The sequence below is a fragment of the Marinicauda pacifica genome, from assembly GCF_004793635.1.
In the GTDB taxonomy this organism is placed as follows: Bacteria; Pseudomonadota; Alphaproteobacteria; order Caulobacterales; family Maricaulaceae; genus Marinicauda; species Marinicauda pacifica.
Genome location: NZ_SRXV01000003.1, coordinates 339,260 through 350,353 on the forward strand (window position 1 = coordinate 339,260; position 11,094 = coordinate 350,353).

The window sequence follows — 11,094 nt, forward strand, 5'->3', positions numbered from 1 at the left end:
ATACGAGGATGCAGCTTTCCAATTTACCGGTGATGGGCAAGGTCCTCGTCATCGTCGCCTTGATGAGCGCGGGTGCCGCTGCGCTCGGCGGGCTGGGTGTTTATGGCGCTACGTCATTGCGTCACGCTGTTGACGAGGTAGATGCCGCCGGCGATGCCGCACTACTGGGCGCAGAGCTGGAGAAGCATGTTCTGGAGCTGAGCCGGGCCGAATTTCGCCTGGCCGCCGACCCCGCACGCTCCGGCGAAATCGAGCAGGATATCGCCGCCACGCGATCAGCGCTGGTCGCCAATCTTGATGCGCTACGCGCCATGTCCTCCGACGAGATCGATGCCCGGCTCACCTCCATCGAGCGGCAGCTGGACACCTATCGCGGCTCGCTGGAAGCGGTGGTGACAGCCGCAGATGCGATCACTTCGATCGACCGGACCGGCGCCGAACAGGAGCTGATCGCTCTAGCCCGCACCTCGCGCGCCAATGCCGCCAGCCTGCGCGAAGAGGTGGTTAGCCTGATTGCAGCGTTCGATACGCGTGCGACGACCGAGAGCGAGGCAGCCGCCGCCCTGGCCGACACCACCCGCATCACGCTGATCCTCGGCGCACTGGCCGCCGTGATTGGGGGCCTGGTCATCGGGGCATTGATCGGGCGCCAGGCCGTGGCCCAGCCGCTCAAACGAGCGATTGGCCGGGTCCAGGCCCTCGCGGGAGGCGATCTGGACACCGCGATCTCCGAGACCGATCGCAAGGACGAGGTCGGGGCCCTGAACAGCGCCCTGGAGATCTTCCAGGCCAATATGCGCGAACAGGCCAGACTGCGTGCCCGGCGCGAGCGGGAGTCCCGCCGCAAGCTGGAACAGGCCGAGGCCCTGGAAAAACTGACCGCCGAATTCGAGGATCAGATCGGTGAAAGCGTGGCCGCGCTGGCGTCCGCTTCGGAGGAATTGCGCGCCACAGCCAGCTCCATGGCCGCAACCGCCGAACAGACGGCCAGCGAGAGTGCCAGCGTCTCCGCGTCTACCGAGCAGACCAGCTCGAACATCCAGATGGTCGCCTCGGCCACGGAGGAGTTGACCAGCTCGATCAAGGAAGTGGGCCACCAGATCGGGCGTACGTCCCAGATTGCAGACCGGGCGGCGAAGAAGGTCGCCGAGGCCATGGCGGGCATCTCCGATCTTGAAACCTCGTCGAGCGAGATCGGCGCCGTACTCGACCTCATCTCCACGGTCACCGAGCAGACCAAGCTGCTGGCGCTGAACGCCACAATCGAGGCGGCCCGCGCCGGAGAGGCTGGCAAGGGCTTTGCGGTGGTTGCAAGTGAAGTGCGCCTGCTCGCCGAACAGACCGAGAAGGCCACCGGCGAGGTAACGGCCAAGATTGCAGCGATCCAGAGCCGAACGGCGGAGGCCGCCGAGGCGGTGCGCGAGATCGACACGGTAGTGGCCGAGGTCAACGAGGTCTCCACGGCCGTGGCCGCTGCGGCTGAGGAGCAGGTAGCCGCGACGACCGAGATCAGCCGCAATGTCAACGAAGCCGCATCCGGCTCAGAGGCAGTCTCGGCCTCGATTTCGGGCCTGACCGAAGCGTCGGAATCCACCTCCAGCGCCGCCACTCAGGTCAGCGCCACGGCGCAGAGCGTCGCCGAGCGGTCCGCGGGCATCCGCAACCAGATCGCCGACTTCCTGCGCGAAGCGCAAAAGGATGACGATGACACCGGCGAGGATGAGGATCGAGGCGCCGATATCCTTCCGCTGAAGAAACCGGGACTGAGGGCCGCCTGATCGTCTCGGCCGTTAATCCAGATGCCGGCAGGCACAAGGCGCGCGGGGCATCAGAGCCTCGCGCGCCTTTTTTGCTGCGGGCTAGCGCTCGCTGTCTGCGTCGCGCGTACGCGGCCAGGCTCCGCCGAGCGCGATGAAGACGTCCACCTCGGCGCTGGCAGCGGTCGCGTCGGACCGGGCGAGCGCGGTCTGCGCATCAGCAAACGTGCGCTCGCTATCCAGCACGGTCAGGAAGCTCTCCGCCCCGGCCTCGTAGCGGATGCGCGACAGTCGGGCCGCTTCGGCCGCAGCGTCGCGCGCGACCTCGAGCGAGTTTCGCCGTTCGCGTTCGGCAGCATAGCGCGTCAGGGCCGTCTCGGTCTCCTGCAGCGCGTTGAGCACGCTCTGGTCGAAGCGGGCCAGAGCGGCATCGGCGCCGGCCTCGGCCTGGCGGATACGCGCCCGGGTCGCGGCGATGTTGGGAAAGCTCCAGGAGATCAGCGGGCCGGCCGAAATCGTCAGCGTGTCGTCATTGCCCAGATTACCGGCGTCCAGCGCGGTGCTGGCGATCGAGCCGCCCAGCGACACGGACGGGTAGAGCTCCGCCGTCGCGACGCCGACACGCGCCGCCGCGCCTTCAAGCGCATGCTCGGTCTGGCGCACATCGGGCCGACGGGCCAGCAGGCTGGCGGCATCGCCGACCGCAATCGGCCCCTCCAGGCGCGGAACGCCCTCGCATTCGGGAATCTCGGCCTGCATCTGCGCCGGGGTCCGCCCGGTCAGGGTGGCCAGCCGGAAAACGGCGGAGTCCCGCGAGGCCCGGAAGGAGGGCAGATCGGCACGCGCGGTTTCAAGACGGCTCTGCGCCTGGACGACATCGAGGCGAAGGCCGCGCCCGGCATCGTAGAGACGCTCGGTCAGATCAAGCGACCGGCCGGCGATCTCGACATTATTCCGGGCCACCGCGACCAGGCGGTCGCTGGCGCAATAGTCCGCCCAGGCGCGTGCGGTCTCGCCAGCGACCAGGATGGCGGCCGCATCATAGGCGGCCTCGGCGGCAAGCACGTCCTGGCGCGCGGCGGCGACGGCGTTGCGCACGCGTCCGAACAGATCGAGCTGCCAGCGTGTGTCGAAGCCGACGCTGTACCGGTCGCCCTCCACATAGCCTGAAGGCTCCACCGGCTGCCGCGCATACCCGGCCTCGGCACTGGTCGTCGTCGACGGCAGACGGGCCGATCGCGCTTCGCCCAGGCTGGCGCGAACCTGTTCGAGTTCGGCAGAGACCTCGGCCAGCGTGCGGTTGCGCTCCAGCGCAGTGCGTACCAGCGTGTCGAGCGCCTCGCTCTCATAAAGCTGCCACCACAGCTCGACCGGTTCGGCCTCGACAAAGCGCGACCCGCCCGCGCTGACCAGGGGTGCACGCTCCGCCAGGGAAAGCTCGCTCTGCGGCGGCTCGGGCGCGGTCAGGCAGCCCGAAAGCGTGACCGCCGATGCGGCGGCGAGGAGGATTGAACGCAGGATCATGACTGTCCTCCTTGCGTGGACGCGGACGGGTTCAAGGGTGCGCCGGTTTCGTCCTCATGATCCTCGCCCGGCGCCTCGGCGGGCCGGGGAAGACGGTCGGAGATCCAGCGCCCGATCACGTAGAATACCGGGGTGAAGATGAGGCCGAAGAAGGTCACGCCGAGCATGCCGGAGAAGACCGCGACACCGATTGCCTCGCGCATTTCCGCGCCCGCCCCGTGGGCGAAGGCGAGCGGCGTGACACCCAGGATGAAGGCGAACGAGGTCATCAGGATGGGCCGCAAGCGGATGCGGGCCCCTTCCACGGCCGCCTGATGCGGGCCTTGTCGGTTGCGCTCCTCGGCCTGCTTGGCAAACTCCACCAGAAGGATGGCGTTCTTTGCGGCAAGCGCGATCAGCACGACGAGGCCGACCTGGGTCAGGATGTTGTTGTCCAGCCCGAGAAGGTTGATCCCGAGCATCGCGGCGAGAACGCACATGGGCACGATGAAGATCACCGCCCACGGCAGGGTGAAGGCCTCGTACTGGGCGGCCAGGACCAGGAAGACGAAGACAACGGCCATGGCAAAGATGAGCAGGCCCGAATTGCCGGCTGCCTTCTGCTGATAGGCGATCTCGGTCCATTCATAGCCGATGCCCGGTGGCAGGACCTGATCGGCCATCGCCTCCATCGCGGCCAGAGCCTGGCCTGTCGAAACCCCTGCCGGGGTCGAGCCCTGAAGCTCGATCGCGGGGAAGAGGTTGTGGCGCACAACCCGGATCGGCCCGGAATCCTGGACGATGTCGGCAATGGCGGAAATCGGAACCATGGCGCCGGTCGCCGACCGCACGCGAAGCTGGGCGATGTCCTCCGCATCGTCGCGGTATTCCGCGTCGGCCTGGGCGATGACGCGCGAGGTCCGGCCCTGATAGTTGAAGTCGTTGACGTAGGACGAGCCCATATACGCGCCCAGCGTCTCGTAGACATCGGCCGGCTCCACGCCGAGCTGGAAGGCCCGGTTGCGGTCGACATCGACGCGAATGCGCGGAGAGTTGGTGTTGAAGGTGGTGAAGACCTGGGTCACGTTCGGATTCTGCCCGGCCGCGCCCATCATCGCGTAGGCGGCGCCCTGAAGCTCGGCAAAGCTCTGCCCCTCCAGGCCCTGGATCATCATCTTGAAGCCGCCGCCATTGCCCAGGCCCTGGACGGGCGGGGGCGCGATGATGAAGGCTCCGCCTTCGGGGATCGCCTGGTTGATCGTGCCGGTCAGCTGACCGCTCAGGGCCGTGGCCGACAGGGCGTGATTGCCTTCCCGCTCCTCGAACGGATCGAGACGAATGAAGATCGTGCCCGCGTTCGACGCCGGCGAGAAGCTGGCCCCGTCCAGTCCAGCAAAGGCCGCCGTCGTGCTCACGCCTTCGGTCTGGAGCAGGGTGTCCTGGGCGGCACGAATGACAGTGTCCGTCCGGTCGAGGGACGCACCGGGCGGCAGCTGGATCACGCCGATCAGGAAGCCCTGATCCTGCTCGGGAATGAAGCCGGTCGGCGTGTCGGTCAGGCGCCAGCCGGTGATGGCCAGAAGGCCGGCATAGGCCACGAGCATGATCACGACCATGCGCACCAGGCGCGCGGTAAGCAGGCCATAGGCATTGGACAGCCAGTCGAACCCCTCGTTGAACTTGCGCGCCCCGAAACGGAGCGGCGCGAGCCACCGCGGCCCGGTCGAGCTTTGCGTGTGCGGCTTGAGCAGAAGGGCGCACAGGGCCGGCGAGAGGGTCAGCGAGATCACGAGCGAGATGATCGCGGCGGTTGAGATCGCCACGGCAAACTGACGGTAGAAAATGCCCGGAATGCCGGCCACGAAGGCAGTCGGCACGAAGACCGACACCAGCACGAGCGTCATGGCTACCAGCGCACCGCTGACCTCGCTCATCGATTTGTGAGCGGCTTTGCGGGGCGAATGGCCCTCACGGATCAGGCGCTCGGCGTTTTCCACCACGATGATGGCGTCGTCGACGACGATGCCGACGGCCAGAACAAGGGCGAAGAGAGACAGCGAATTGATGGAGAATCCAAGCGCGAGCTGGACCGCGAACACGCCGACGATCGACACCGGAATGGCGATGATCGGGATGAAAGCCGCGCGCCAGTTCTGCAGGAAGATGACGATCACGAGCACCACGAGGAAAACCGCCTCGATCAGCGTGCGCTGGACGGATTCCACCGAGGCCGCGACGAACTCCGTCGGATTGTAGGGGATCATGTAGCCCATGCCGGCGGGGAAATCGGCCGAGGCGCGTTCGACCTCATCGAGCACTGCACTTGCCGCATTCAGGGCGTTGGCGCCGGGTTGCTGGATGATCGCCATGCCAACCCCGGGCTCGCCACCGAAATAGCCGCTGATCGTGTGATCCTCGGCGCCCAGCTCGATCCGGGCGACATCGCGCAGGCGGGTAATCTGGCCGTCCTCGCCGCGCTTCACGACGACATCGCCGAATTCGTCGGGCTCGATCAGGCGGCCCTGCACCTGGATGGCCTGCTGGAACTCGGGCGCATCGGCCTGGTCGAAGGGCGGCTGGCCGATACTGCCGGCCGCCGCCTGGATGTTCTGGCTGCGCAAGGCGGCAATCACGTCGCCGGCGGTCATGTCGTTGGCCGCGGCCCGGTCCGGATCGATCCAGACGCGCATCGAATAATTGCCGCCGCCAAAGACCTGCACGTTGCCGACGCCCTCGATGCGCAGCAGCTGATCGCGCATGGTCGAGCTGGCGTAATTGCCGAGGAAGGCGGTATCCAGCGAGCCGTCCGTCGAGGTCAGGGCGACGATGAGCAGGAAGCCGCCGGATTCCTGGTTTACCTGAACGCCGCGCTGGCGGACCTGTTCAGGCAGGCGCGGCTCGGCGCGATTGACCCGGTTCTGGACCAGCACCTGGGCGGTATCCAGATCGGTGCCCGGCGCGAACGTCACGGTGATGGCGACCTGGCCGGACTCGGTGGCCGAGGAGGTCAGATAGATCATCCCCTCCACGCCATTGATTTCCTGTTCGAGCGGGGCGGCAACCTGCTCGGCGAGGTCCTCAGCGGTCGCGCCGGGATAGCTCGCCTGGACCGAAATGGTCGGCGGCGCGATCTCGGGGTATTGCGACAGAGGGAGCGAGGGGTAGGCGAACGCGCCCATCAGCGTGATGAAGACGGCGATCACCAGGGAGAAGATCGGCCGTTCGATAAAGAAATGCGTAAAGCGCATGAGCGGTCTTTCCGGTCATGAAATCATGAAAACGGCGAAAGCAGGCAGGCGGCGTGCCGTCAGTCGACGACGCGGGCACTTCCTGCCGGTCGCGGCTGAAGGTTCGAACGCTCTGCGGTGGACGCAGATTGCAGGGCGATCTCGCCGGGCTGGACTTGGACCGGCGTGCCGGGCCTTAGCCCCTGAAGCCCGCCGACGACCACACGGTCGTCCGGGGAGAGGCCGTGGACCACCTGAAGATTGGAGACCACCGCACCCAGGGTCACGGGCTTGGAATTGGCCACCCCTTCTGAATCCACCACGAAGACGAAGCGGCGGGTCGCATCGCTGGAGATCGCGGTGCGCGGCACGAGCATGGCCTGGTACGGACTGGAGCCGCGTACTCGTATTGTGCCCAGCATTCCGGGCCGGATCAGACCGTTCTCGTTATCGAACTCGGCCCGCATCAAGATCGCGCCTGTGCCCGGTTGGACGGCGTTGTCCACGAAGCCGATCTCGCCTGACAGGCTGAATTCGGACTCGTCCTGCAGCCGAACCTCGACCGGCGCACCCAGACCCGTGCCCTCCTGGCGCTGGTAGCGCAGGAAGATCGATTCCGAGGCATAGAACGGGAAATGGAGCGGGTCGGTCTGAACGACCGTTATCAGGGGCTCGCCGGACGCCAATCCGCCCTGAACCAGGTCGCCGGGATCGGCTTGACGCGCAGACAGCTGGCCGGCGATCGGCGAGCGGATCTGCGTATACTCCAGATCCAGTGCGGCAGCATCGGCGTCGGCCTGTGCCGCGGCCAGCGCCGCACGGGCCGTAATCGAAGCGGTACGGGCCTGCTCGAGCTCTTCCTGCGAAATGGCATCGGCGTCCCGCAATTGCTCTGCACGGCCGAGGTCCGCGCGCGCCTGTTGAAGCTGGGCGCGGGCTTGCTCGGCGCGGCCCTGAGCGGCCGCATAGGCCGCCTCATAGGGCCGCTGGTCGAGCGTGAAGAGGAGCTGACCGGCTTCAACGGTCGCTCCATCCTCGACATGGACCTCTTCCAGATACCCGCTCACGCGAGCGCGGATGCCCACTTGCTGAGGCGACTCGAAGCGCCCGGTGAACTCGTCCCAGTCCGCGATCTCGCGTTGAACGGGCTCCGAGACCTGGACGGTCGGTGCGGGAGGCGCCTGTTCAGACGCAGCATTTCCCTGTGTGCACGCGGAAATCAGCGCGCTCACGGCGAGGAGCGCGAACATCGCAACTGTACGAAAAGGCATGGGGAGGACTACCTTTCAAATGAAAACCGTTTAGTGTTTTTTTGTGAATGTCATCGGCGGATGACACATCTGCTCCTCTGACACAGCGTTGTCAACGGCTGATGACAAGATAATGGACATTTTGTGATGAACGCCGAAAGCCAGACCACTCGGACCCGTAATTCGACTGCGACGAGGACGCGGATTCTGGAAAGCGCACGCGCGAAATTCGCGCGCGACAACTACGATAATGTCGGAATCCGGGACATCGCGGCGAGCGCCGGCGTCGATTCCGCGTTGATCTGCCGCTATTTCGGCTCGAAGGAAGAATTGTTCGCGACCGTTCTGGGATCGGCCGAAAGCAAGATGGACATGTTCGAGGCCGGGCGCGAGGGCCTGGCGCGCCGTGCCGCCGAGATGTTGCTGGATAACGCGAAGAAAGACTCCAAAATCCTTGATCTGATGATCATGCTGAATTCCGCCTCGTCCACCACGGCCGGGGATATGGTGCGCGCCTCGATCAAGAAGCGCTTTCACGATCCGGTCGCCGAACTGATCGGCGGGCCCCATGCCGAACTGCGCGCCCAGCTGTTCGGCACCACCTGCCTCGGGCTGGCGGTCAGCCGGACGCTGAACGGGGACGACCGCCTTTCCGCGGTGCCGCGCGAAGCGCTGATCGAGCGTATCGCCGCCATGCTGGAAGACAGCCTGAAGCCTTTTTAATCCGGCAGGCCTTTTCCCGGCCGCGAGCCGCCGCTAGCGTGGTGTGATTAAACAAGTCTGAGACTTGCAGGCGAGGGGGAGCGGCATGGCACGCATCGCATTGATATTGGCCGGATTCTGGATCGCGTTCGCAGTATCCGCGGCCCGGGCCCAGGATGACACGGCTACGAGCTTCGAAGACGAGATTGCCGGACTCGAGCGCCAAGACGGGTTGATCCCGCTCTATGTCGATGCCGACGAGGGGCGCATCCTGGCCGAGCTGAGCGAGGGCGAAGACGGCACGCTGGACCGTGTCATCTACACGGCGCGCCTGACCTCCGGGCTGGGGTCCAATCCGGTCGGCCTGGACCGAGGCCTGGGGACCGGTTCGTCCATCCTTGCTTTTACCCGCGTCGGCGACGCGATCTTTGCCGAGTTCGAGAACACGCTCTACCGCGCGATCGGCGCGGGTCCGGACGAAGCTGCGGCGACGCGCGATTCGTTCGCCCGCTCCATCATCTGGCAGACCGACATCGTGGCCGAGCGCGACGGACAGGTCTTGATCGACCTGTCCGGGTTTCTCGAACGCGACCCGATCGGTGCGGCGCAACAGCTGTCTGACACCGGTCAGGGCGAATTTTCGATCGATGCCGCCCGGAGTACGGCGCTGTTCGAAAGCGCCCTTGCCTTCCCGCGCAATATCGAGATCGACGCCCTGCTGACACTGAGCGCCGGCGAACCGGGACCCGAGGTGGCGGCGACCGCCCCCTCCCCGCACGACGTAACCTTGACCGTGCACCATTCCTTCCTCGCCCTGCCCGAGCCTGGCTATACGCCGCGCCTGGCCGATCCGCGTTCGGGCGCGTTCGAAATGGCGGTTTACGACATGGCGGCCCCGCTCGACGCGCCGATCCGGCAGGGCTTCGCGATGCGCCACCGGCTCGATCGTGCTGATCCGAACGCATCGTCGGGCCCGGTGACGGAGCCGATTGTCTATTATGTCGACCGGGGCGCGCCGCCCATTATCCGCGACGCGCTGATCGAGGGTGGCAACTGGTGGGCGGATGCGTTCGCCGATGCCGGATTCGAGGACGCATTCCGGGTCGAGCTTCTGCCCGAGGGGGTCCATCCGCTCGACGCGCGATACAACGTGATCCAGTGGGTTCACCGCCAGACGCGCGGCTGGTCCTACGGCGCCTCGGTCTACGACCCCAGGACCGGCGAGATCCTGAAGGGCCATGTCATTCTGGGCAGCCAGCGCGTGCGCCAGGACCGGATGATCTTCGAAGGCCTGCTGGGCCGCGCCGCGACCGGCACCGGCCAGGCCGACGACCCGCTGGAGCTGGCCCTGGACCGAGTGCGCCAGCTTTCCGCGCACGAAATCGGCCATACGCTCGGGCTGATGCACAATTTTGCTGCCAGCGTGAACGACCGGGCCTCGGTGATGGATTATCCCGCTCCGCTGATCACGCTCCACGAGACGGGCCGGTTCGATACGAGCCAGGCCTACGATACCGGCATCGGCGAATGGGACAGGCTGGCGATCACCTGGCTCTATGCCGATCCGCAAAGTGCCCGGAGGCCGCAGGACGCGCTGGACCGCGCCCACGAGGCCGGGCTTCTATTCATCTCGGACGCGCATGCGCGCAGTAACAGCACCGGCCACCCTTATGCCAATCTGTGGGACAACGGTTCCGACCCGGCCGCCATGCTGCGTGAGACGCTGCGCGTGCGCGAAGCCGCCCTCGCCCGGTTCGGACGCGACCGGATCGACGCAGGTCAGCCGCTGAGTGCGCTGCGAGACGTGTTTCCGCCCATCTATCTCTACCACCGCTACCAGGTGGAGGCAGTGGCCAAGGCTCTGGGCGGAGTGAATTTCGCCTATGCGCTGGCCGGTTCCGGCGCCGGAGCGATGACACCGTTTCCGGCCGAGGCCCAGCGCGAGGCGCTCGACGCCCTTCTGCTGACCCTTGACCCGGCGCGGCTGGATATTTCCGATGACACGCTCGGCCTGCTCGTACCCTCCCCCTTCGCCGACTACGATCCGATCGAGCGGCGCGAGCAGTTCGAGAGCGGGCAGTATCCGGCCTTCAGCCGGGCAGACGCTGCGGCCGCGGCGGCGCGGATCACCCTGACGGCCATGCTCGACCCGGCGCGGATTGCGCGCATGGATGGGCAAGCGGCCCGCGATCCGGGCCAGCTTTCTGCAGAAGATGTGTTCGATGACGTCGAAGCGGTCCTGTTCGAAGTCCCGCGCGGAGAAGCCGGCCGGCTCGTCCCCGTGCGCGAGGCGGTGCAGCGCGAATACGTCGCCGGGCTTCTTCGCACCGCAGCCTCCGACACGCCGATGGCAGCCGCACTGGCGCGCAGCCGGCTCACCCGTCTGGAAGACACGCTGGACCGGCGCGGCCCGGGCCGGTCCTCCCAGCGCCTGGCGCTGACCGCGATGATCGAGTCCGGCCTGACCGCCATCGACGAAGGCCGGACCGTCACCGTGCCGGCCACGGATATTCCTCCGGGAAGCCCGATCGGTGCCCAGTCCTGCTTCCACTGCGACAGCGCGGACATCCTGCAGCACTGACACTGGCCGTCAGGCTGGACGAGAAAGGCGGGCCCGCGAACGCGGCGCCCGCCTTTTGTCTGGGACAAGAGCAG

6 protein-coding genes are annotated in these 11,094 nt (G+C 66.5%); 3 read left to right on the top strand and 3 right to left on the bottom strand.

The window, feature by feature from the left end; translation table 11 throughout:
• Positions 1-8: 8 nt before the first annotated feature.
• Positions 9-1,778, top strand: coding sequence for a methyl-accepting chemotaxis protein (locus E5162_RS11565; protein ID WP_158291294.1), 1,770 nt, complete (start codon positions 9-11; stop codon positions 1,776-1,778).
• Positions 1,779-1,859: 81 nt separating this feature from the next.
• Here the strand turns inward: E5162_RS11565 and E5162_RS11570 are convergent, their stop codons facing one another.
• The 3 genes from E5162_RS11570 to E5162_RS11580 are packed head-to-tail and all read right to left on the bottom strand — an operon-like array spanning position 1,860 to position 7,758.
• On the bottom strand, positions 1,860-3,281 hold the full coding sequence (locus E5162_RS11570; RefSeq protein WP_135945412.1) for a TolC family protein: 1,422 nt from the start codon (positions 3,279-3,281) through the stop codon (positions 1,860-1,862).
• A complete protein-coding gene (locus E5162_RS11575; protein WP_135945413.1) occupies positions 3,278-6,508 on the bottom strand; it encodes an efflux RND transporter permease subunit in 3,231 nt (1,076 codons plus the stop codon). Before E5162_RS11575 ends, E5162_RS11570 begins: the two co-directional genes overlap by 4 nt.
• A 59-nt stretch (positions 6,509-6,567) precedes the next feature.
• Positions 6,568-7,758, bottom strand: a complete 1,191-nt coding sequence (locus E5162_RS11580) for an efflux RND transporter periplasmic adaptor subunit (protein WP_135945414.1) — start codon at positions 7,756-7,758, stop codon at positions 6,568-6,570.
• A 126-nt stretch (positions 7,759-7,884) separates the two neighbouring features.
• Here E5162_RS11580 and E5162_RS11585 point away from each other — a divergent pair, with 126 nt between their 5' ends.
• Complete coding sequence (locus tag E5162_RS11585) at positions 7,885-8,460, top strand: TetR/AcrR family transcriptional regulator (protein WP_135945415.1); 576 nt, start codon at positions 7,885-7,887, stop codon at positions 8,458-8,460.
• An 85-nt stretch (positions 8,461-8,545) separates the two neighbouring features.
• Positions 8,546-11,020, top strand: coding sequence for a zinc-dependent metalloprotease (locus E5162_RS11590; RefSeq protein WP_135945416.1), 2,475 nt, complete (start codon positions 8,546-8,548; stop codon positions 11,018-11,020).
• Positions 11,021-11,094 lie beyond the last annotated feature (74 nt).

Bases quoted from the DNA above. Each gene is read 5' to 3' on its own strand.
- E5162_RS11565 (WP_158291294.1), top strand. From the start codon at position 9: ATGCAGCTTTCCAATTTACCGGTGATGGGCAAGGTCCTCGTCATCGTC.
- E5162_RS11570 (WP_135945412.1), bottom strand. From the start codon at position 3,281: ATGATCCTGCGTTCAATCCTCCTCGCCGCCGCATCGGCGGTCACGCTT.
- E5162_RS11575 (WP_135945413.1), bottom strand. From the start codon at position 6,508: ATGCGCTTTACGCATTTCTTTATCGAACGGCCGATCTTCTCCCTGGTG.
- E5162_RS11580 (WP_135945414.1), bottom strand. From the start codon at position 7,758: ATGCCTTTTCGTACAGTTGCGATGTTCGCGCTCCTCGCCGTGAGCGCG.
- E5162_RS11585 (WP_135945415.1), top strand. From the start codon at position 7,885: ATGAACGCCGAAAGCCAGACCACTCGGACCCGTAATTCGACTGCGACG.
- E5162_RS11590 (WP_135945416.1), top strand. From the start codon at position 8,546: ATGGCACGCATCGCATTGATATTGGCCGGATTCTGGATCGCGTTCGCA.